Genomic DNA, 21,547 nt, shown 5'->3' on the forward strand with positions numbered 1-21,547 from the left:
CCTATGCGGGCAAGGAAGACGCAGCATCCTGAGCGATGATTAGTAAGCCACTGACCAGGTAACGGCGTAGGTACGCCCACGCCCCTGATAGTCATACAGGTACTCCGGGCCATAGGTCGGTGAAATAGAAAAGCGCCGCCCGCTACCCCCACACCGTGCTGTACTGCTTGTGCAGCAGGTTTTGAATCCCCAGACTGAGCGAACCGAAGCCGACGCCCTGTGTACCCATCAAGTCAAAGGTTGTGTAGCCGGTGATTGGCTTGATCTGCTCTTTGAGATCAACGATGTGAGTGACGTAAGCGCCTTTAACTTCCTGCTCCCGTGCACGCGCCATAGCTCTCAAGCAACATTTGTTTGAGAAGTAGGGGTCGTCGGGGAGGTTTTCGGGCACTGGTCGCATGCCCTGGATTATACCCGTCAAACCACAAATCTTGGAGTCAAAACCTTGTGCGGACGGTTTCTGCAGAGATCAAATCCATCAGGCAACCAATTCAATTCTTCGACGGTCAGCACAATGGCTTCGTCGGCCTCATCAGGTGAGGTTGAAACGCTCGGATTCGCGGCGCTTGAGCCAAAGACAAAAGCCGTTGCGCTCCCAGTAAAGGATTTGCACTCGATTACGGTGGCGATTCAGAAAAACAAAAAGCACGGGATCGAACACGGCAACTTTAATATTTAACTCGACCAGCGCGGCCAAGCCATCAATGGATTTTCGAAAATCCACAGGTTTTGGGTAGAGGTAAACTTTTTCGACTTTGGCGTCAGGTCGCATCATGGTGCTGGCTCCAGATGGAAATCGGGAGCACAGCATCAGACATTAGCTATTGCCTTGGAATGTGGGGTTCGTGAAGCGGATACGTTTCAGCGAATCTCCACAGACCGCTCTGGATATTCCGCTCGCAAGCTCAACTCCGGGGACCAAGACTGGAAAGTCTCGATTTTGGAAAGGAGTGGGCCGACATTTTCGGACATTCTGCGTCCTGAGTGTGCATCCCAACACCTCACTGTTGCTTACTTACGGTACAGACAGTACAACGTTATCGTGGATTCCCTCCACGACACGTCCGATGAATAGGCGAATGTCAGCAACATCTGATTGCGTGATCGGCCATCTTTGACCCGGATAGGTTGGCGACATATCAGCTTCATGAGCAATCTTATTGCGCCTATCCACAATCAATCGAAGCCTCTCCTTAACGTCCCTATCTGCAATCTGATTCCCAACAACCTCCCATAGTTTTATATCGGAAAAGAGCCTAATTGCATCAGCGATCTTGTCCGGCTGTTGAAACGAGAGAAAACTGTGCCTCTCTCGTACGTCAGCCTCAAACCAATCAAATGTCGTTGACTGAATACCCCCAAGCATTGCCCCGACTGAGACGCGATACTTTTCGAAGGCAGATGTTGAAGGGCGATGGCTTTGATGACTTCTATCATGCCCGCGACGGTAAGCTCATGGATGTAAAAGTCCAGTGCACTTACAGCAAGTACCACCTGAGCTCTCAGTAAGTCACTCGAATCTATTGCTGACGTCGTTAGCGATTGTAGAGCACTATAAAGCCCACCTAGGTGCTCTACTCGTACCAAACTCTCGCGGGCGGCCTCAAGGGCTTTCTGCATATTCAGTCAGCGAGATAATTTTATCAGCTGCCTCCGAAAAAAGAGTACCAAACTTCAACATAGATTTCTTTGTCCGCTCAAGCACAATGCCCGTCTGCTCTAACTGCTCATCGCTTAACGCGTAAACCGGCACCTTATGCTTCTGGGATAGCGCGATAAGGCCATTGAAATCGGACATTTGGAGTAGTGGCTCTCCCGGCTGCACGCCTATGGAGGTGTAAGCTTCTGCGTCCATCAGCATCCCACAAGCATCAAGCGCCGGCACGAGCTTAGTCTTAACACCCGTCTCGATCTCGTCGATCCATTTTTGGAAAGCAGCGGAGGCAGTAACTCCCTCCCTGACCCTGTACTTCTGAATCACTGTCCCGAGAAATTTCGACTCGATTATCGGAAATGGGTAAGTAGCTTTTTGCAGAACGTTAGTTGAGTGAGCTTGATTTGCCCACGCCTTCCACTTCGGAAGCACGTTAGACAATGAGTCTGTGGCCATTACAGAGAAGTAGTCAGGACTCATGGGGACTAGGAAAAAATCGCTAGTCATCAAAAGATTCTGATTGATAGGGCCAAGACTTGGACTCATATCTACGATAATGTAGTCGCAGTCGTATTGCTTAGCGGTCAACTGAAAAAGATGATGAAAGGATCCGGGGAGATTCTGAAGCGTCACTAACGAGCCGGATAGTTCCTGAGCAATACCCAAGGTGACTTCATACTCTGCAAGCCCTATATGACCAGGAATTAGATGCAAATTAGGTTGACCTACAATTGCCTCGCACTTAACAGGAGTAATTGGAGCAGGGCGAGATTCAAAAGCTGGCGCTAGACCATCACGAATATTCCTCACTTCATCGGAAGTGTATATCTCCGCAAAATCATCGCCCCCTTTAAAACCTAGAACCATTCCAGTTAGATTGCACTGCGGATCACAGTCAGCGAGCAAGACCTTCTTACCCTTCTGAGCTAGCATCCAGCCCAGATTGAATGCGGTAGTTGTCTTACTTACCCCGCCTTTGTGGTTGAACAGGGAGATTTGAATAGCCAATGAATGTCGCTCCTTGCGTGCTTGGAAGATTGGACCTCCACGATGCTCGTCGAAATGTCGAGATCTAATGGAGATCAGCCTAGCCACGCTATCAAAGCGCCATCGCCGCGTCTACCGAAATACCGCCCCTGAAGATACGTACAATCCAGAAACGAAAAAGCCCCGCAGACGCTTGCCTGCGGGGCTTTATTTATAATGGCGGAGAGATAGGGATTTGAACCCTAGGTACTGTCGCCAGTACAACGGATTTCGAATCCGTTTTCGACCGCATTTAATATTGGGCAAAATCCATAAATCCCTTTAGAAACAGCGCTTTCAGCTAAGCATGACACAGCATGGTTCCACACGATTCGGGGGATTCATTCCCCCAAAATTCCCCCACGTTTCTTTCGCACGGAAAGACGCCATGCGACTCGGGCACAGCGGGCCCTGGCGATAGCTACACCCCACTGATGCAGCAGTAGTAGAAAAGACGGCTCGCAAATCACGCCGGGCAAAGCGTCCAGCGATTCAGCGTCTAAAATGAAAAGTCGATTTAGGTGGGCTGGACGCCTTTAAAACTGAGATAGGCCGAGAAAGTATTAGACACCCATCCGAGGCGCTCTGCCCCTTCCCACCCGGCGTTCTGTCGACCTTATCACCATCCCCCCCCCTGCAGTTCGTCAGCCAAGCTGGCGTTCCTTGTCTAAGCTCGATTACTGTATATTAAAACAGTATTTGAGTGGTGCCCCATGCTCTCCACAGAACACGTCGAATGGCCCGACGAATTCACCCGCGAAGAAATGCTTGAGCAGCAGTCGCGCCTGCTAATTCAGGAATGCCACATGCTGCAGAAGGACCTGAGCCGCTACCGCCAGAACCAGGCAAAGCTGATCGACATGCATAACGAGGTCACGCTCGAGCGGGATAAGCTACGCATTGCTCTCAAAGAGACTGAGGCGAGGCTATCTGACTGCCTTCGGGAAAACGCTTCTATGGGCAACCGCATAGGTGGACTGGAAAACTCCCGCCAACAGCTTGAGGACCTCCATGAAGCTCTGCGCATTGAGGCTATGAAAAAACAGCGGTCAACCTTGGGGCGTTCTTGAGAGGAAAATGGCTTGTAAACGACGGGCCCTTTTCTATTTCGATTTCACAATCCAGAGCTGATCAAGCCTGGTGGTGAAGCTCCAAAAAACTGAGCGCATTGATCGACCATATCTACGATTGCTGCATCAACATGGTTGATCGAACCTCGACTCCCTACGAATAAAGGCCGGATCGTGCGTGTCTGCAGGTAGATGCCGGCAGTGGATAATAATGCAGTCGGTCCTGCAGAGCTATCATGGGCCGGTGACAATAGCTTTAAGGCGACGGAGACTCAATGGAACTAGTAAATGCATTAATGGCTGGCTTTTTTTCCGATAAAAGCCTCGCTGCATTAATCGGCGCCGGGGTGGCGACCGCAATATTTTGGATCAAAAACGCAAAGGAAAATAATTTGCTGAGACATAACCTTTATGACACCAATGTGAGTCTAGCTGCAGACAATGTCGACCTCCTTTTGCAAACCATGGGCTCGATTCAGAAAGTGAAATCCCAAGTTGGCCTCTATCAGGAGCGCACCTTAGACCTAATCCAATTTGAAGAATTTCTGGATCAGCAACTACGAGATGCAGAGTGTATGTTTACAGAAAGCAACGCTATGCACGCGTTACTGTACTCGCAGACCAAACCAGGCAACCTTGCGTCATTGCGTGCAACCAATAAAAAACTAAAAAACATGTACAAGCGGTATAGCATCGGTCTCAGGCAGGCCACTGACTCGCAGTCATCCATTATCAAGATCCTTGCAGAGCGTAATAGCCTCCTAGAGGCTCGCAACAGCCTGCAAGCGGAGCACGACAGACTGACTACCCAGACTGAATCGCTGGAGACCAAAGTAGCGGAACTGAAGAAATGACAGCTTTATGCCAGCCTTCAAGCTGGAAGCGACGTCCTCTGGGGCAAGACGCGGGTTCAAATCCCTCTCAAGCGCACCACATGAAAAGCTAGAGAAGCATGACCAGTACGGGCTTCGCTGTTTATAGAGCAATGGATGTGACGAAAAATAACTGTGAATTCATGTTGGAAATCAAGGGCGTCATCTGATCGATCCGCTGGAGGAGTGAGACAGGGTCCGGCGGATAGCAACGCATGTGCCACTGCTGGAACACACCCTGGCCACCTGTTAATCGATCAGTTCTTCCTAATTCCGAATTGAACGACCTTCACCCTGGAATCTTGGGCGATGCCGGTGGCGATGTACAGCCCCATCCTCGCGCTGACGACCGTTTCCGTGATGTCGCACGAATACCGCTGCGTCTCCAGCGCCCCTTTCCAATTCGCCGGAAGCGTGAACGGTTCCTGATATTTGTCCATCGAGCGGTAATAGATGGTGGTGGACGTGCCCGACACGGGCTTGGTGATGATCAGCTCCGCTTCCCAGCCGAGAATGCCGCGACTGTTGCCAATAATCTCCGGCGCCGAAACCATCTCAATGATGTCACCCGCGACAAGATTGCTCAGCGTGACGTTTGCGGCGGGCTGCAGATAGATGTAGCCGCCAGCCGCCGCCATGGTGCCGGCCAGCTCGATGCACTGCGCCTCGCCGAATGCAGATGCCTCCTTGTACCAGCGCGACGTGATTCCGGTCAGGCCAGAGCCAGACGCCTTGTAGCTGTCCGCCAGCACCGATCCCGCGACCGGGTTGGCCGATGCGTTGATGACGCCGGTATTGCCAGTCATCAGTGGGTTCAGGTTTAGGCAGCCGAACGGGCGAATCGCCGAGTACAGGTCGGCAGAGTCGGTCGGAAGCGGAATGCCGGGGAAGTCGAAGTTCGCCGTGATGACCGGCACGCATCGGGACTGAATGAAGTCAGCGCCGAGAATGTTGGGATGCAGGCCTTCCACGGTCATTGCTTCGGTAAAGCCATCCCAGATATTGACCACCGGTACGAACTGGCTGACGTAGCTCAGCACCCAGTCCTTGTACGCGATTGCCTCGGCCAGCGCGGTGCCCGTCAGGGCTTTGGTACCGAACCGGGGCGTGCCAGTACCCACGATCAGGTACTTGCCCGGCGTGCTCTGGAAAGCGGTGATCGCCTTCATAACGTTCGCTTTGCTGTCGGCCAGCGTCATGCCAGCCGTGGTGCTGTCGTTGGTGCGCGAGAGCAGCATCCACAGATCGGCGGTGAGCGAGGTCAGGCACGACGGGATCCGTGCCATGAACTGTCCGGAGTGGTCGCCTACCTTCCCCTGATTGTCGAGGTAGCTCGGGAACAGGCCGGTCTTCGCCGCGATCGCTCCCGCGTATCCATAGGCCTCAGTGGCGAATGCCTTAGGGTCAACCGTGTGGCAGTTCGCGCTGAAGCTGTCGCCCAATAGGCCCAGACCGCGACGGATGCGGCGGCGGGTCGGCTGAGCATCGGCAAGGAGGCTCATGCGAACACCTCGAAGGCAGCACCGCCCGCCGGTACGAATCGCACCGTGGCCAGTGGAATGTTGAGTTGGTAAGCGCCATCATTCCAGAACGTGTCAGTCGTCACCCAGGCATCCCCCATTTTGATCTGAACAGCTACTGAGCCGCCATTAGCCTTCACGCCCAGCGTCACGCGCATTGCCCGCGAGAAGGCCTCTTCTTTTGTCGTCGTCTGCACAGCACTCTCCGTCAGGGTCTCCCCTTCCAATGTTTATCTATGGGATCAGGGCACGTCGCGGAAGAAGACATGGTTGCCGAGCTTCAGCGTCCGCTTCGCCTTGGCCGCCCAACTCGGCGCCTTCGCCATGGTGGTCGCGTAATAGTGGGTCGCCCCGCCCGTGGGGTCTGGGACCTTGCCGTCGATCACCTGGTCAGCCGCGATTCGGCATTGCGCCAGCTCGCGGAATGGGATCTGCCGCGCACCGCTCAGGAACTGATAGTTAGGGTCGTTGCGGTTCCAGCAGCTGAACTGGTACGGCTTCTGGCAGACGCCGGCGTAGCCTTCGCCCCACCATGATTTATCCTTGCCATCGTCCACGCGGTTGCGGATCGTCCAGGCCACGGCCACCATTCCGACCAATCCCTCGCCGCGTGCTTCGCCCCACAGGGTGCGCGCCAGTACATCGCGATCTTTATCAGTCACGGTCATCACTTTCTCCAGACGAAAAAAAACCGCTGAACGCGGCTGGTAAGTTATTTAGGTCGATCGGGCCATGAAGGGGGTTTTAGGGTCAGATTGATCCGGTTGACGGCGACCCGGTACTGCTTCCATTTCTTGAGCAGCGCGACATCTGAAGTGGTGGCGTCATCCAGATCAACTGCATCCTGAAGCGGAGCGATGGCAGTCGTAGCCACTAACAGCAAAGCATCACGCGTTCCCGCATTGATCCTCAGAATATCTTGGGGAGTCGGTTCAAGAGGGGGCTCGGGCTCTATCACTTCGAGAATGAACTCGCTGTCGACATACCGGGTGCCATTGGTCACCGGCAATCCTTCCGGTATCAAAGCCGCTGTCTGTCCCTCCGGCGGCGCCCAATTTTCGGTATCACCGTCCCAGAGCATGACGTTAATAACCAAGCTGTTTTCAACAACCGCATATCTAGCCATTTATGCTCACCATTCCAATTCAAGATAACCGGGGAGCCCGTCGGCACCCGCGCCGCCCGGTGCGGAAACGCTTGAGGAATACCCCCCGCCGGCGCCGCTCCCGCCTGCCCCATATCCGTAGCCCGGGAAGGCTGGCGGGCTGGAACCTGCCGCGCCGCGGCCGGGTGCCCCGGCATTCCCGAATGGCGTACTTGCGCCAAGACCACCAGGGCCACCGGACGCGAGACCACCCGAGAACACTGTGGTGTCCGACGCATATCCGCCAGTAGGGTAGCCAAGTCCCCCTTGAGGCCCCGGGTAATTGCCAGGTGCTATGGTGCCCCCGCTACCAACCAAGCCCCTTTGGCCTGGCAAAAGGTTGAGCAGCGATCCGTCCACGCCCAGCGTTGTCGCGCCGCCATCTGAAGCGTTATTGGCGGCTGGGGTGGCGCCAATGCCGCCGGCGCCAATTGTGTAAGGTATTACCTGCCCCGGCATTACAGGAATACGGACTCGAATTACAAACAGTCCCGCCCCGCCTCCAGAGCCGCCCGTAACAAACGAGGATGAGTTCGTCGCAAGAGAGGCGCCGCCGCCGCCGCCGCCCGCACACCCGCTAACCCAGATCTCGGTCACACCTTCCGGCACGGGAAACGAGCCGCTTGAGGTGCATCGCTGCCGACCTTTAAACGACTTTATGGCTACCAATAGCTGGCCATTGTTGCCCTCATCCGGAGCAAGCCCAGCCGCCTTGATGACAGCGAGCAGCTCGTCAGTAACCGCGTTGCCCCAGGTCGAGGGAATAAGTGATCCGACGACACCCGTCGCTGTGTTTTCATCCACAAACTTGCCGTTCACGAGGCCCACGTTGGGCACACTTTTGGGATAATCCACTTTGTTTCCTCAGTTGTAATTGATGTGCACAACCGTGTGTGCAGGCGCGTAACGGCGGATAAGGCATTCAATAGCGCTGCCGGGGTTCACCCCAAACCGCTCCCCCCAGTAGCTCACACCGAAGCGGCGGCCAAGTCGCTGCCGCCCGCCAGTATTGAGCGTCCACATGAATTGGACTCGCCAGGTTCCGAAATGGGCTTTGCCAAACCGAGCGCGCCCAAAGCGCGGCGCTCGATGCTGGGTAATGGTGGCGTCTGGATAGCCCTGCCCTTTGGCGATGGACACAAAATAGGCTGGCGTCTGGGCACCGATAGCGGTGAGGCGCTGCCGGACGGACAATTGCCGATCGCCAAAGCTGGGCGAGTCGCCGAGGCAGGAGTCCGGTAGGTCCATCACCAGCTCCCAATCCGGTACCAACTCTGTGACTGATGCCGGATCCATCTCCGCGTACAACGCCACGACCCGAGCATCCACGCACGCCAACTCAACAGACAGGCCGGCCAGCACCAGATCCAGCTCGGGCAAACGCTCCAAGTCCCATGCCGGCCCATAGGGGAGCAATTGCCGCAACTGAATTCTGTACTGTTCGGCGGTTCTCACTGCCATGTGATATTCCCCACCGTGAGCAACTGATTGGCATTGGCGGTCACGTCGGCAGTTGGAGCGACTACTACGTTGTCTTGCTCCCCTTGCGCGCCACTCACCGCCTCACGGATGTGGCTGATCAGAAGCGTTTTGCCCAAGCCTGCTTCGCGCGCGTGCAAGTCCGTGAGCGCAGCCGCTACGGCTTGCCGCACTGTCGTCGTATCTGGTGTGAGGTGGATGACGTAGTTGACTGCCTTGAGCACAGGCGCCAAGGCATAAACCTCGGCCGTTACCGGTGCCTTGCTCTGCACGTGCGCCTGAACTACGGCGATCTCGCTGGCGTCCGGAATGATTACCGAGTCTCCATCGCGAACAAAAAAAACGCCGACGGTACCGGGGCCCATGTAATTCTTCACCGTCCATGCGCGCGTGACGCCTGCGCACTCCAGCGCCCAGGTAACGTAATCGTCAGCATCGCCGCCGTGAGGGATCACCTTGTAACTACGAATGACCCGGGATCGGAGCGACTCAATCGACTCCCTGTCGGTGCCGCCGGTGACGCCCGGCGCCAAGACAGTGAAGGTTTCAGCAACGCCAACCACAGGTTGCACCAGAGTCAGCACCAGCCCTGGTTCCGCATTCCCAAGCACGCCCCCTTCAACTGCTTCCAGCGTTGCGACATTGCTGCCGGCGGTTGTCGTGACAGCCGCGGCGACTCGGTACTGACGCCCGTCAGTTGCTTGGAGTACTTGGTCGGCATCGAGCACAGCGCCAGCAGCAGCTTGGAATGACGCGGAACCGGTGGCAGCCTTTGCGGGAATGCGCGGAGTTTCGAGCCTCAACAACGCCTGACGCTCGAGCGTTGATTCCTCGGCAGTGTCCGGAAGGATCTGTTTGGCGACCCAGTCGATGTACCCGTACAAGCCATAAGCGGCGCCACTCAACGCCCGCGCCAAAACTTGCGCATCCGACTTTCTCAGAGCCTCGCTTGCCAGATCCGCCGCAGTTCGGCCAATCAGTGTCGGCAAGTTGGGGGTTTCAAACGGCATAGAGCACCTGCCAATCTTCGTGTGGGTAAATGTCGAGGCGTTCGCCGCTCGGCAGCGTCAGGACCACCCCCATGTTCAAGCGGGAGTGCCCCGCTCTCTGCGTCAGCACCTGCACGTCTGCAACGTGGCCATCATCGATCAGCCACTTCAGCGCCTCCTGGGCATACATCACCGCCGCACCGATGGTCTCGGTGGTGAGCTTGCGGCGGCGCAACAGCCAGAGCCGTGAGCCAATGCGGTCGTTTGCCACGAGCGGGTAGCTGTCACCCCACCAGCCGAATCGCTCATCGTCATCGGCGCGGTCCGAGGTGTTGGCTCGGCGCCAGGTAAACAGGCTGATCTCGACTGCTCGGCGCAGGCTGACCTCAACGTCATCGCTGATGATTACGCTCATGCGCCACCTGCCAGGACTGGTGGGCCGCTCTGATCATTGCCTTGTTTAACGCCGGTATGAGGATGGTTAATCTGGCTGACGCCCCCGGCGACCTGGTCGCCCTGACTGACGATTCGTCCGGTCTGGCTGATCAATGGCGTGTCGAAGTTCACCGCCTTGCTCGCGCGGATGTTCAGGGTCTGGGTTTCAATATCGATGATGCGACCGCGCTTGAAATGGATCTTGTCGCCTTCGTCGGTGTAGATCGCCACTTCGCCCGCCTGCAGCGCCTGGAGCCGGTAGCGGCGATCAGCAACCACCACCACGACACCGTGCGACCGGTCACCCCCCATGAACGCTGCCAAGCCCTCGGCACCCTCATGGGGGCAACTGGTGAAGCCGTACGGCTCCAGGTGTTCCATGCCGTCCTTCACTTCGCCGTGGGTCAGACGCATCTGCAGGGTTTGCAGCTTGCCGGTGGACTTGGCCAGCGCCACCACCCCACGCGTCAGCATGTTTATTAGTCGACTCATTTATCTTGGTAATCCGCTGGTAGGAGGTATTCGACGCTGTCGCCCTTTTTCACCTTGCGGTGCTTGTGTGGATCGTCTGGTTCCTGCAGATATCCTTCGGGTGGCCCGACACGCAGTTGGCAGATAGTCCCCTGGTCATCGAGGCGGTATGTCACTTCCGCGATCAGCATGTCGCGGTCATATCCAATGACCGGATCGATCACCCTGACGATGGTGTTGGGTAACCAGAGCGCGCCGTTTGCCTGCCGCCAACCCTGCACTTCGTAGGTCGTTTCCAGCGCCTTGCCCAGGGCGGTCCCTCGCTCCCAGTTCGCCCGGTCAGCGGCCATCCTGTCCGTGAGCTGCCCGCTTTCATGAATCACCTTGACTCGCTTGCGGGTCATTCGCGGATCGCTCACCGAGGCATTTACCTCCGTGGCGGTTTTGGCGAAATCCTCGTCGGTACCGGAGCGCTGTCCGATGACCCGGTAATCGGAAAAGACCTGAGTGAAATCCAGAGCCGCATCAGCTTTGAGCACGTTGCCACCCAACCGCAGCGACTCAGAACAGCGGCCCGCGCTCCCCACCTCGGCCAGCACCACGTGCCCCTGCGCGTTGTCGGTACTGAACACCCGGAACAGGGTCAGCAAGCGGTCAATGGACTCGAAGGCAGTTTCGCCCGGCTCGATGGTGTGGTCGGTCAGGCCGCTGGTGGCCGCTATTTCGCTTTTCACGGTCAGCCCGTACACACCCGCGATCGCCTGAACGATCTTCTGCACGCTCTGGACCTTCCATTGGCCCGGCTGGTTGATCGCGCCACAGTCGATGAGGTCAGCGGTGAGCGACCGGCCAGTGATGGAGGTGGTGACCTTTTCGTGGTCGTAGCTGATGGGTGTGGCGTCCACCCATCCAGTGATCACCAGGTCGCCACCGATGTGAACCTCACAGCGCGCGCCTTGCTTGACTGGCCGGAGGATGTTCTGGCCCGGCCACTTCCAGGTGATGCCGATGCTGAAGCTGCGCGCCTGGCGTTCAAGGCCGGTGCTGATCTCGACCGAGGTCCAGCCGGAATAATCCAGTCCGTCGACGGTCAGGGTCACGGCCGTCGTCGGATCGGACATGCGCTGTTACTCCCTGGCGACTTGCAAAGGTGCGGCCGGCACGAAACCGGGATGGTTGATTTTGTTGCGCTGGACAATTTCGCCTTCGCGAGTGGCGTCGCCGAATCGGCGGTAAGCCAGCACCACTGCGGGCACGGTTTCCAGCGGGGTCACGCTGACCAGCTGGACCCCTGACGCGGCCACGGCGGTGAGGTGACGCACCACCTGCTGGCGAGCAGCATTGATTGTCGGGTAGTAGGTGGCGTCCGCCTTGAGTGACGCCTGCCAGAACGCCTGATCGAGAGAGTCCCGAGCCGCGATCACATCCTGCGCGACGGGTACCTCGGCGCGAACGACCGGATCTATCAACTGTTGGTCAACGGAGGGCGTGCTCTCCAGCGCCGCGGCTGCAGCGTTAACAGGCATCTGCGCCACAGTGGCTGTGGCTTGAACCAGCACCGCATCCTGCACCAGGTTCGCCAGCGCCTGAGCGGCGGCCGTGGTATCGGTACCGCTGGACACCGGCACGGCGTCGATCGAAGCAGCGTCTTCGGCGTGACTGGAAACTGTGGCCACCGCGTTGCTGTAGCTGTCGAACGTCGCGGCACCGGCGCTGGTCGGGCTGGTCGCGATACTCACCGTGGCCGAGCTCGCCGAACTGCCCGCATTGCCGCCGCCACTTGTCGAGGCGATGCTTGCGCCCTTGAATGTCGACAACCCCAGATCACTGAAGTACCCACTGAACAGGCTGGATAATGAGCTTGGCGTGTTGGTCAGCATCTGGGCCAAGGAGCGCACCGAACCGATGGCACCGCTCAAGGGCGAGAACTGTCCCGCCAGAACGACGAACACGCCGGTCAGCCCATTCTGCAGGCCGATCAGATTGATTCGCGCAGTGTCGACCTTGGCCATGGCCGACTTGTATCGATCAAGCGCACTGCTCCAATAACTGGCCGACGTCTGCGCCGTCATCCGTGCAGTGTTGCTCCGCACCGAGGGATTCGCCTGCGCGTTGCCGGGGTAGAACGTCAATTCGAAAGTGACCATCCCCCCTTCTCGCCGGCTGTGCGCCATTTCTGCCGCGCCAGGCACCACCAGCATCTGGCCGAGCCAAGGATGCACTAACGTGCCCTCGCCTTCGGTTTCCAGCGCCTTGAGCAGCTTGTCGCGCCGCTCGAAGCAGTCAGGCCCGATGACATAGGCCTTGACCCGATGAACCCGGGCCACCTTGCCCATTTGCTCGGTGTAGGCCTCGTCGCGCTTGGGGTATTCGTGCAACTGGACCTTGCGGCCCACCGGCGTCGAAGTGTCCTCGATGAGGAAGGTCACATCCCGGAAAGAGGCCGGCAGTAACTGCTCGCGCCAGGTGTCAGCCATCTACTGCGCTCCTGATAGGGATCGATAACCGACATTGGTGCTGACCTTCAAGCCCGGCTGATCGGTTTTGGCCGGCTGAGGACGAACGCCGCGTGTGTCGCCCTCCAGCCGGATGACCAGCTCGCCGTTGAGTTGCGACTTGTTTGAGGCGCCGGTAAGCAGATTGCCCGGCGCCGGTAGAACGGCCCCGGGCAGAAGCGGTGTCGGCGTGCTCAGTATCGGGCCACCAATCGCGGGGGCAGGCTCAGCCTGTCTGTTGAAACCGACCGCCAGCCGTCGAAGCCCCTGGGTGCCGTCGTTAATCACGTCGGCCCCCAAGGAAGTCGGATCACTTTTCGAGAAGAAGTTGCTGACTTCACCCGCCTTGCCTTTGACCCAGTCGGAAGCGGCACCCGCTTTATCGCCAGCCCAGTTTCCGGCGTCCATCAACGGCTGGATAAAGGGCCGGATCTTCTCGAACAAGCCCTTGAAGTAGGCCACCAGCGGATCCCATGCGGCGGTGACGATCTGCACCGGGTCGAATCCGATCTGCTCCTTGATCCAACCCCACGCCGCCGACATCGTGTCTTTGATTCCAGTCCAGGCCGCTGCTGTCACCGCGCGGATCACATCCCATAACGCACTGAAGAACTCGGAGAGCGGTTGCCAATTGCGGGCCACGACAGTCATGGGCGCCCAGTTAAAAGCAGACTTCAGGAAATCCATGACCAACCCGGCAGCTGCCTTGACGACGTCCCATAGAGCGCCCAGAAAGATGCTGATCGGTTGCCAGTTGGCAATGATCTGCCCGACCGGCGACCACCTAAAAGCGGTTTTCATCCAGCCCCACACGATCATGGCCGGGCCCTTGATGCTGTCCCATAACTGCTGGAAGTAAGGAGCCAGGGTGTCCCAGTTTGCGACGATCAAGCCTACGGCGGCGGCGATGGCCACAGCAGCAATCCCGATGGGTGTGGCCGCGAATGCCAGCGTCAGCAGACGCGTGGCAACCATCGCGGCCAAAGCACCAACTCGGATTGCCGTAAATGCTGCGCCCGCCGCAGCCAAGCCTCTGACAAACATCGGGTTGGCTTGAATCAAGTCGCCCACCTGACTGATAAATGGCCGAAGCTTTTCGACCACCGCATTGAGCACAGGCAAAAAGGCGTTACCGAGCGCGATGCCGGCTCGGCTCACCGCATTGCGCATGAGCGTGAGGTTGTTTTCAGTCGTGGCCGCTCGCGAGGCGTACTCAGCCTCCATTGAGCCAGCGTATTGCGAAGCATCACCTGTTTTTTTCAGATTGCTCTCGAGCAGTCCCAGATTGGTCAAAAGCGGCGAGATTGCTGCAACGGACTCAGTGCCGAACAGGTTTGTCAGTAGGGCCGGCCGCTTGACCGCATCAACATCAGCAATGCGTTTGAGCACCTGGAGCATCGTGCCTTGAGCATCCTTCTGCATTCCTGCTGCCACGGCCTTTGAATTCAACCTGAGCGACTTCATCGCGCTTGATTGAGACTTGGTTGCGGCGCTGCCCTTGGTCAGGGCCAGCATGAAGTTCTTGATGCCGGTGGCGGCCACTTCCTGCTCAACACCCGTGCCAGCCATAGTCGCGCCCAGCGCCGCAATCTGGCCCGACGCTACGCCCGCGACTTCACCCAGAGGGCCCACCCGGGTAACGATGTCGGAAATCTGCTTGGTATTGGCCGGGCCCGTGTTGCCCAGATAGTTGATTTTGTCGGCAAGTCCCACCACTTCGGCCTGGGTCATTTTGAAAGAGGTTCGCCACTTCGCCATCATGTCGCCGCTTTCCTCGGCGGTCTGATCGAAAGCGATGCCCATCTTGACCGCATCCTGAGCGAAGCCCAGCAGCTCGCCGCGACCGATGCCGGACTGCCCACCCGCGGCGACAATTTTGGCGATGTCATTGGCGGCCATTGGCAGGCGCTCCGACATCTTGGTGATGTCTTCGCCCATTGCCTTGAATTGATCAGGCGTGTCGAAATTGACGACCTTGCGCACGTCCGCCATGGCCGACTCGAACTGAATCGCTGCGCGCGTGCCCATGACGAAGGGCGCCGCGAGCGCACCGCCTGTGACCACGTCTCGGAAACTGAGATTACCGAGGCCCGTGTTCTGCAAGCCTTTGCGGAAATTGGCAACGTTCTTGCGGATCCCGGCCAAGGTCGGCGACAGCTTGTCGACGCCGGTGATCAGCGCCTTGAGCTGAAATTGATCTGCCATCAGTCCACCTGCAGCGTGCGGTTGATGCGCTGAGCCTGCGCCAGCGATTCAAGAAAGATATCCAGCGGCCTGGCCATCATCTGTTCGGGGTCAACCTTCCAGAAGTAGGCCAGGTCGTAGACCAGAGCGATCAGGTTGTCGAGGCTTTCGACGCCGGGCTCATGAAAAAACCCGCCACCATCCACGCCAGCGAATTGAGGTCTGCCAGGTCCAGCTGGTTGACCGCGGACGGCGGGATAGCTGCGCATACGGCGATGTACTTGGCTGCGACGTCGAGATCCAGGCAAACCGCTTCGTCGGCGTCGATCTTGTAAGGCAACGCCTTGATCGCCCGAGCTTCCTGTGACGTCGGGCGCCGCATATCCAACGCTGTCAGCTCTTCACCGTGCGCCTGAATAGGGAAACTGAGTTTGAAAGATTCGCTCACAGCCATACCCCTTTGATGCCGTCGAACTGCATTTCAATGGTGCCCTCTTCGCCGTTCGAGCTGGGCTGATCGACCAGGTAGGCGCCGGAGAGCGTGTAGACCTTGCCGTTCTTCAGCTCGGCGGTAATGGTCATGTTCGTGCCCTCGGTCAATGCCTTGAGCGGGAAGTTCGGCGTGTGCACGGCAGAAAACTTCAGCCAGGGGGCCTTGTCTTCTTCTTTGTAGTAACCGGGCACGATCGTCTCCCGGGTCTTGTCCATCAGCGGAGCTTCCACGCCGCCTTTGAGGGTCAACTGCGTGCCGTCGATCTTGACGTAGCACGTACCTGCAACTTTCTGCCCCATGGGTGGGCCTCCAAATGAAAAAGCCCGCACGTGGCGGGCCTGGATGATGGGACAGCGTTATGTCGCGTCAGCGGCGTACTGCTGCCGGAACTGGTTCAGGAGCGCGAAGATGCGCAGCCCGTTCACGTAATCCGGCGGATACAGCACATTCACCCGGCTCGGGTTGTTGCTGTCGCGCTCGACGATCAGGTACTGCGCGAACAGCGCAGCGTTCTCGACATGGCCGTCGCGCTCCAGGTTGCCGTACTCGCTGATCAGCTCACCCTTGATGACGTTCGGGGTGACAATGGGCTGGCCATCGCCGAACTGGGTGCCGTCGTTCGCCAGCTTGTGCCGTCCGTACTTGCTGGTGATGATGCTTTTGAGGCGGCGGACGATGTACGCGCTCTGATGCATCGTTTCGCTGTCCAGGTACGAATCGTCAGCCTGACCATAGGCATTCTTCTGGTAGGTGGTGATCGCGCGCTGAATGCGCATGTAGCCGCCTTCGTAGAACAAGGTCGCAATGCCGTATTGCAGCAGCGAGTTGAACTCGGTCAGCGTGAAGCGGGTGCCTTCAGCTGCTGGGTCAATCCCGACCAGAGCGCCGGTTTGCGTTGGGCGGCTGGCATCGGCGGAAATGAACACCGCCTGCCGCGCGGCAGCAGCAGCGGCAACGCGCCAGAACGGCTGCGGGACACCGGTTTCGAAGCCAAAGATGGTGGCGTGCTGATCGTTGCGCAACTGCCCGGCGGCGACCAGAGAACCCAGCGTGCCGCGCAGTGCGCCGTAGACATGGCCATAAAGCTGCTTGGCCCACGACCAGCGACCGCTGGCATCCCCCATCGCGACCTTCCAGGCGTCAAGGGTGGTGGTGTCCGCCCACGGCACACAGATAAACTCGAATGAAGCATCGCCCAACGCCGCAAGCGCCGCTGCGGCATCAGGCGTACCCGCGCCGCCTGTCATGGCCGTAGATACCACCGTGAGCCCACCGGGTGTGAACTCGCCGTTGCTCTTGCCCAGACGATTGAGTGCCAGCCCGATGTCGTTACCGGAATCGCCCAGCCACTTCGCGGTCAACGTGACGACGCCAGCGGCGGCCACAGCGCTGACCGGCAAATCAGCGCTGGCGTTGATCTTGGCCGCCAGTGCCGAAGCCGCGACAGCAGCAGCGGCACCGGATGCGACCGTGGCCTGAATGCGCGTACCGCCCACGTACAGATGGATCAGACCGGATTCAGTTGCGCTGCCGGTGATCGTGACCTTGCCAGTAGCAGCGGCACCGGCAGTCGATTTGAGCGGCAGACACCAGATCTCGCCGACAGGATCATTCTGCCGCCATGTGTCGTACATCGCCGCGAGCATCGAGCCCTGACCGCCGATGGTCCTGGCCTGTGCCAGACTGGACACCAGCACCAGTTTGCCGATCTCATCGGCGGTTGACGTGTCGTTGACCTGCCCGACAATCAGCCGGCGCAAAGCGCTGGATGCGCTGTTTGCCATGGAATTATCCATCTCGGCATAGAACAGCGGCACGCGGATGTCCGCGGGAATTTGTTGAAATCCTACGCTCATTTGGTCGCGACCTCTTTAGCGGGCGGGTTAGGGATCACAACGTCGCCATCAGCAAGACGGCGGCGCCAGTAAGCGTCATCGGGCACTTCGCGGCCGTCAGGCAGGAGCAGTTCCCCGGTTTCTGGATCGGGCACCGCGCGCCCCTTGGCCGGCACCACAGTGATGCGGTTCATGGCAGTTCCTCTTTGAGTTGAATTTCAATGCGCCCGTCTGGGCCGGGGTACTTCAGGTTGCGGTCTGCCGGGTCGATGCAGTCCACATTGATGTCCATGCCCTCCAGCTTGGGCAGACCGTCGAGTTCAAGCTCATGCCAAGTTTCGGCAGGATCTGTTTCAGCGTTGCGCCCCAACTGGAAGGCGGTAACGAACGAATAGCGGTAGATCACCAGCGCGCGGTCGATCTGCACCAAGTCGCCACCGTCGTAGGTGATGGGCTCGTACTGGACGCCAGGCTTCCAGCCCACCAAAGCCCGCCACAGCTCGGAGCGGATGTCGTGCAGCACGTCCACCGCCAGTTGCCCGCGTTGATCCTTGGCATCCAGGATGACGACCACATCAAAAGCGTCTGTGATGTCTTGCCGGATGCCGTTCTGCAGGTCGTTGTCGGTCGCGTCGTCACCGGTCGCGATGACGAAGGCACCAGGGCGGTCAACTTGCTGACTGGCCTTCACCGCGTCGAAGTCGATGCCGCCCGCCACCCTTCCACCGAACACAGGGCAGCGCTGCCGCAACTGCAGCACCACAGGGGTAATTTTCATGGGTGTCTCTCGATTTCAGCGCAGGGCTTCGGCGAATGCACGCTTGAGGATCAAACGAACCTCGTTAGTACGATTGTTCAGGGCGTCCACCATGTAGTTCTCGCGAGGCGCAATGCGCCAGGCGCCGGTGGCCTCCTGCTTGCGATGAGACTTGCCGCGTTTGGCCCCGCGACGTACCCCGTACCACAGGAACGCCGGATAGAACGCTTTCATATCTGCTGTTTTTTGCGGCTCGATCTTGACCAGAAACCCTGATCGGCTGACGCGGTAGGTTAGCGACCGGCGGAGGCGACCCTTACGCATCCCAGGGTACTGACCTTTTTCGGAGACCGTTCGCTTGCTGACAAGCTTGCGCCCCTCTGCGCGCACAACCACGCCCGCCCGGCGCATCGCCTTGCGGATTTCCTTCTTGTCGAAATCGAGCTTGCCGTAACTGTCGAATTCGCCGAAATGCAAGTAGGCAGCGGGTCTAGCCATACAACCCTCCCCCGACCTGTTGCTGGCCCAGTTCTTCCACTTCAAGCACTGTGAAGCGATGCCGCCCGTTGAGGTCAGTAGCGCGTTTCACCCGATAGACAACATCCGTGTGCAACACCTCAAAATCAGTGGGCACGACTCCTAGATATCGGAGCGTAATGCGGTGGGTGATTTTGTTGTCGGCCTGAACGCTGCCGCTGTAAATCGCCGTACCGACTGGTTCAATGCGAGCCCAACGCTTTCTTTCATCCGAGAAGAGAGAGGAAAGCCCGCCATCAGCCGCCGGCAAATCGCCGCGGCGCCGCAACATAATGCGCCGATTTAGTTCGCCGGTGCCCGGCTCATTGATCGCCATCAGACCCCCATCTGAACGCGGTACGGTGCCAGCAGGTACTTGGAGCCCATGGGCAACTCCATCGCACTGACCGTGCCCGAACCAGCAACGACGTCTTCACGGTTTGTGTAGAGGTGGCCCAGTATCAGCAGACAGGCCGCCTCAATGGTTTTATCCAGCACCACCCCGCGCACCATGGCGTCAGCCAAAGCCATCGCCTCCCTGAGCACGTATTGAGCATCAGAAAGAACCAAGTCCCGGCCTTCGAAATCATTGATCAGAGGGGTCGAACCGACGGCCGTCGCATGAGCGGCATGCGCTTGCGCCCTCAAGCCAGGAACAAGCACTCGGGCTGAGTTCAAAGCCTCCTGTGTGCTGTAAATTGTGCGTCCCATAAACCTGCGGGCAACCCCCTCGGCCGCCTCCAGCAAACCTTGGATAGAATCTCGATCGTCATCCTCAGCCCGTAAGTACTCAATGGCCACCTCTAAGCTGATAACGGGCATCACTTACTCCTGAGGCGGATCGTCTGAATCGCTTGGCTCCGCCGTGCGGGTGGATGCCAATAGCTTTGCCAACTCGCTTTCGGCCTCTTCCTGCTTACCGATGAAGTCACCGACCTGAGTGCCTTGACCGTCGACGATAATCCACCGCTGGCCTTTTTTCTGAACCTTCAGAGTCAGCGTCGCATCACTTGGGTCCTTACCCTGTTTACCGTCGACTGCTTCGCCAACGATCTTGCACAGCTTCAGTTGCTCGAGCTCCTTTGCGAGCCAAATAGGTGCTGCATAGGGCTCATTCTCAACATCACGAATGATGCCGCGATCCTCGTAAGCCCGCAGCGGCTTAATCAGTAGCTCTGACATGTATGACCTCGATGGACCGGGATCACCGGCCCTTGCAGGAGTTAGGCCGCAGCTGCAGCGAGCTTGCCGGTAACAAAGGCTTCGGTTCGGTAGATGGCGAACGCCAGTCGCTCTTCGGCGCGCAGAGTGGCCATGTTGTTCTCAAAGTCCTTGTCGTTCTCGGTGGAAATCAGAACCTCGACCTCCATGCGATCAAAGATCTGGGCTCCCAGCTTGAATGCGCCAGTAAGGAAGTCGTTCTGCTTCATGGCTTGAGTAGCAACCACCGGACGGTTCCACAGGCGCGCTGCGGTTCCCTCCTGCGGCTGACCGATGATGTAGCGGCCTTGACCATCCTTGATCAACTCAATCAGAGCCCAGTCGATCGGATTCAGCACAATGCCGTCCGATGGGAATTCGGAAAGCTCAGCCTGCAACAAGGCCAGGCGAAGCCGATCGATGCGCTGTTCGCCGATGACCGTCCAGCCCGCCGGGGACGCATATTGGCTTGCGACCGTAACCAGACCCTGCAGGTTTGCACCAGCACCGCTGCCGTAAAGCAGCTGAGACTCTTCGGCCAGCAGCAAACCGTAACGAGCTCGGGCGTCGATATAGCTTTGCAACGCCTTGGCATCATCCAGAATCTGGCGCGAGGCCTTGAACAGGTGAGCAATGGTGCGGACGTTTGCGGTCACCAGAGTGGTGGTGATTTCCGAGTAAGGCTTGGCAGCGCCCTCGGCAACTGGGGCAGCGCTGTTGACGAAGCCCGTTTCGCGAACGTATTCGAGAGAACCCGCTTCGGTCTCACCAGGCGCGACCAGATCACGAACGGTGGCACGGCGCATACCAGGCAGGACAACAGTATCAAGGCGCTCTGTAGCGGCCAGGCCGCCGGCGGAGGTGGTGGTAATTGCGGCCCGCGGCACGGACACGCGACGAGAGCCGCGGAACGAGGAGTTGACGCCTTCCATTTGCTCGCTAGCGCAAAACAGCTCGCCAGCGGACTTTGGCGCTTCGTGGCGCTGGATATCGCGGTTGGCGTTTACCAGCTTTTGCTCGGCTTCGAGCACACGGGCCTGGAGCTCGCCCTGCTTCATCAGCAACTCGTCGACTTTGGCAGACGTTTCCTTGCTCAGACCCTCGTGGCGGTCGACGTGCTTCTGCGCCGTCTCGGCATGCGCCTTGAGCTGATCGCCGATGTCCTTGAGGTTGGCCTGAGTCTGCTTGTACTGGGTTTCGATGTCGTCCTCACCGATCTTGCCCATCTGGGCATTCCAGCCGGTGTAGCGGGAGGTGCCGCGCTTAACGAGCGTGGTCGCGAAACCGACCAGAAAAACACCGCCGGCAATGGCTTGGGGTGTGACGCCGAAGGTCAGCGGAATCATGGAAGCGATGGCCAGCACCGCCATCAAGAATGCCGGGGACAGACGAAATTTCATCATGGTG

At 58.4% G+C, this 21,547-nt stretch carries 26 protein-coding genes and 1 pseudogene; 2 read left to right on the forward strand and 25 right to left on the reverse strand.

Features of this window, described 5'->3' with window-relative positions; all coding sequences use genetic code 11:
- Positions 1 to 39: 39 nt before the first annotated feature.
- The 3 genes and pseudogenes from EC915_RS25365 to EC915_RS21750 all read right to left on the reverse strand — a co-directional run bounded on the left by EC915_RS25365 (position 40) and on the right by EC915_RS21750 (position 2,662).
- Positions 40 to 400 (reverse strand): annotated as a pseudogene (locus EC915_RS25365) (hypothetical protein).
- 132 nt (positions 401 to 532) lie between these two features.
- A complete protein-coding gene (tnpB, locus tag EC915_RS24915; RefSeq protein WP_256658804.1) occupies positions 533 to 775 on the reverse strand; it encodes an IS66 family insertion sequence element accessory protein TnpB in 243 nt (80 codons plus the stop codon).
- 828 nt (positions 776 to 1,603) lie between these two features.
- Entirely contained in the window at positions 1,604 to 2,662 is a 1,059-nt protein-coding gene (locus EC915_RS21750) for a ParA family protein (RefSeq protein WP_133752568.1), read from the reverse strand.
- Between the two features lie 731 nt (positions 2,663 to 3,393).
- Here EC915_RS21750 and EC915_RS21755 point away from each other — a divergent pair.
- Complete coding sequence (locus EC915_RS21755; protein WP_133752569.1) at positions 3,394 to 3,750, forward strand: hypothetical protein; 357 nt, start codon at positions 3,394 to 3,396, stop codon at positions 3,748 to 3,750.
- 275 nt (positions 3,751 to 4,025) lie between these two features.
- Entirely contained in the window at positions 4,026 to 4,604 is a 579-nt protein-coding gene (locus EC915_RS21760) for a hypothetical protein (protein WP_133752570.1), read from the forward strand.
- 275 nt (positions 4,605 to 4,879) lie between these two features.
- Here the strand turns inward: EC915_RS21760 and EC915_RS21765 are convergent, their stop codons facing one another.
- From EC915_RS21765 to EC915_RS21875, 22 genes are all read right to left on the reverse strand, one after another.
- The gene (locus EC915_RS21765) at positions 4,880 to 6,124 is read right to left on the reverse strand and encodes an SGNH/GDSL hydrolase family protein (protein ID WP_133752571.1); all 1,245 of its coding nucleotides are present in this window, start codon (positions 6,122 to 6,124) and stop codon (positions 4,880 to 4,882) included.
- Positions 6,121 to 6,339, reverse strand: coding sequence for a hypothetical protein (locus EC915_RS21770; RefSeq protein ID WP_372237941.1), 219 nt, complete (start codon positions 6,337 to 6,339; stop codon positions 6,121 to 6,123). Before EC915_RS21770 ends, EC915_RS21765 begins: the two co-directional genes overlap by 4 nt.
- A gap of 45 nt (positions 6,340 to 6,384) precedes the next feature.
- Positions 6,385 to 6,810: a cell wall hydrolase gene (locus EC915_RS21775; protein ID WP_133752572.1), complete on the reverse strand. Its 426-nt coding sequence runs from the start codon at positions 6,808 to 6,810 to the stop codon at positions 6,385 to 6,387.
- Positions 6,811 to 6,854: 44 nt separating this feature from the next.
- Positions 6,855 to 7,268 (reverse strand): tail fiber assembly protein, encoded by a 414-nt coding sequence (locus EC915_RS21780; protein WP_133752573.1) that lies wholly within the window; start codon positions 7,266 to 7,268, stop codon positions 6,855 to 6,857.
- Between the two features lie 6 nt (positions 7,269 to 7,274).
- The gene (locus EC915_RS25735; protein ID WP_133752574.1) at positions 7,275 to 8,141 is read right to left on the reverse strand and encodes a glycine-rich domain-containing protein; all 867 of its coding nucleotides are present in this window, start codon (positions 8,139 to 8,141) and stop codon (positions 7,275 to 7,277) included.
- Between the two features lie 9 nt (positions 8,142 to 8,150).
- Entirely contained in the window at positions 8,151 to 8,747 is a 597-nt protein-coding gene (locus EC915_RS21790) for a YmfQ family protein (protein WP_133752575.1), read from the reverse strand.
- Complete coding sequence (locus EC915_RS21795) at positions 8,738 to 9,775, reverse strand: baseplate J/gp47 family protein (RefSeq protein WP_133752576.1); 1,038 nt, start codon at positions 9,773 to 9,775, stop codon at positions 8,738 to 8,740. The genes EC915_RS21790 and EC915_RS21795 overlap by 10 nt, the downstream gene beginning before the upstream one ends.
- On the reverse strand, positions 9,765 to 10,169 hold the full coding sequence (locus EC915_RS21800; protein WP_133752577.1) for a phage GP46 family protein: 405 nt from the start codon (positions 10,167 to 10,169) through the stop codon (positions 9,765 to 9,767). Before EC915_RS21800 ends, EC915_RS21795 begins: the two co-directional genes overlap by 11 nt.
- Positions 10,166 to 10,681, reverse strand: coding sequence for a phage baseplate assembly protein V (locus EC915_RS21805; RefSeq protein WP_133752578.1), 516 nt, complete (start codon positions 10,679 to 10,681; stop codon positions 10,166 to 10,168). Before EC915_RS21805 ends, EC915_RS21800 begins: the two co-directional genes overlap by 4 nt.
- A complete protein-coding gene (locus tag EC915_RS21810; protein WP_133752579.1) occupies positions 10,678 to 11,781 on the reverse strand; it encodes a phage baseplate assembly protein in 1,104 nt (367 codons plus the stop codon). Before EC915_RS21810 ends, EC915_RS21805 begins: the two co-directional genes overlap by 4 nt.
- A gap of 6 nt (positions 11,782 to 11,787) precedes the next feature.
- Positions 11,788 to 13,137, reverse strand: a complete 1,350-nt coding sequence (locus tag EC915_RS21815; protein WP_133752580.1) for a DNA circularization protein — start codon at positions 13,135 to 13,137, stop codon at positions 11,788 to 11,790.
- On the reverse strand, positions 13,138 to 15,360 hold the full coding sequence (locus EC915_RS21820; protein ID WP_133752581.1) for a phage tail tape measure protein: 2,223 nt from the start codon (positions 15,358 to 15,360) through the stop codon (positions 13,138 to 13,140).
- Between the two features lie 130 nt (positions 15,361 to 15,490).
- On the reverse strand, positions 15,491 to 15,787 hold the full coding sequence (locus EC915_RS21830; protein WP_133752583.1) for a phage tail assembly protein: 297 nt from the start codon (positions 15,785 to 15,787) through the stop codon (positions 15,491 to 15,493).
- Positions 15,784 to 16,131, reverse strand: a complete 348-nt coding sequence (locus tag EC915_RS21835; protein ID WP_133752584.1) for a phage tail tube protein — start codon at positions 16,129 to 16,131, stop codon at positions 15,784 to 15,786. Before EC915_RS21835 ends, EC915_RS21830 begins: the two co-directional genes overlap by 4 nt.
- A 57-nt stretch (positions 16,132 to 16,188) precedes the next feature.
- Positions 16,189 to 17,688: a phage tail sheath subtilisin-like domain-containing protein gene (locus EC915_RS21840; RefSeq protein WP_133752585.1), complete on the reverse strand. Its 1,500-nt coding sequence runs from the start codon at positions 17,686 to 17,688 to the stop codon at positions 16,189 to 16,191.
- Positions 17,685 to 17,861 (reverse strand): DUF2635 domain-containing protein, encoded by a 177-nt coding sequence (locus EC915_RS21845; protein WP_133752586.1) that lies wholly within the window; start codon positions 17,859 to 17,861, stop codon positions 17,685 to 17,687. The genes EC915_RS21840 and EC915_RS21845 overlap by 4 nt, the downstream gene beginning before the upstream one ends.
- Positions 17,858 to 18,445 (reverse strand): hypothetical protein, encoded by a 588-nt coding sequence (locus EC915_RS21850; RefSeq protein WP_133752587.1) that lies wholly within the window; start codon positions 18,443 to 18,445, stop codon positions 17,858 to 17,860. The genes EC915_RS21845 and EC915_RS21850 overlap by 4 nt, the downstream gene beginning before the upstream one ends.
- 15 nt (positions 18,446 to 18,460) lie before the next feature.
- Positions 18,461 to 18,922, reverse strand: coding sequence for a hypothetical protein (locus tag EC915_RS21855; protein ID WP_133752588.1), 462 nt, complete (start codon positions 18,920 to 18,922; stop codon positions 18,461 to 18,463).
- On the reverse strand, positions 18,915 to 19,277 hold the full coding sequence (locus tag EC915_RS21860; protein WP_133752589.1) for a head-tail adaptor protein: 363 nt from the start codon (positions 19,275 to 19,277) through the stop codon (positions 18,915 to 18,917). Before EC915_RS21860 ends, EC915_RS21855 begins: the two co-directional genes overlap by 8 nt.
- Entirely contained in the window at positions 19,277 to 19,762 is a 486-nt protein-coding gene (locus EC915_RS21865; protein ID WP_133752590.1) for a head-tail connector protein, read from the reverse strand. The genes EC915_RS21860 and EC915_RS21865 overlap by 1 nt, the downstream gene beginning before the upstream one ends.
- A gap of 3 nt (positions 19,763 to 19,765) precedes the next feature.
- Complete coding sequence (locus EC915_RS21870) at positions 19,766 to 20,122, reverse strand: hypothetical protein (RefSeq protein ID WP_256658805.1); 357 nt, start codon at positions 20,120 to 20,122, stop codon at positions 19,766 to 19,768.
- Positions 20,123 to 20,163: 41 nt separating this feature from the next.
- Complete coding sequence (locus tag EC915_RS21875) at positions 20,164 to 21,543, reverse strand: phage major capsid protein (protein ID WP_133752591.1); 1,380 nt, start codon at positions 21,541 to 21,543, stop codon at positions 20,164 to 20,166.
- Positions 21,544 to 21,547 lie beyond the last annotated feature (4 nt).

This window comes from Pseudomonas sp. LP_7_YM, assembly GCF_004364435.1.
Classification (GTDB): domain Bacteria; phylum Pseudomonadota; class Gammaproteobacteria; order Pseudomonadales; family Pseudomonadaceae; genus Aquipseudomonas.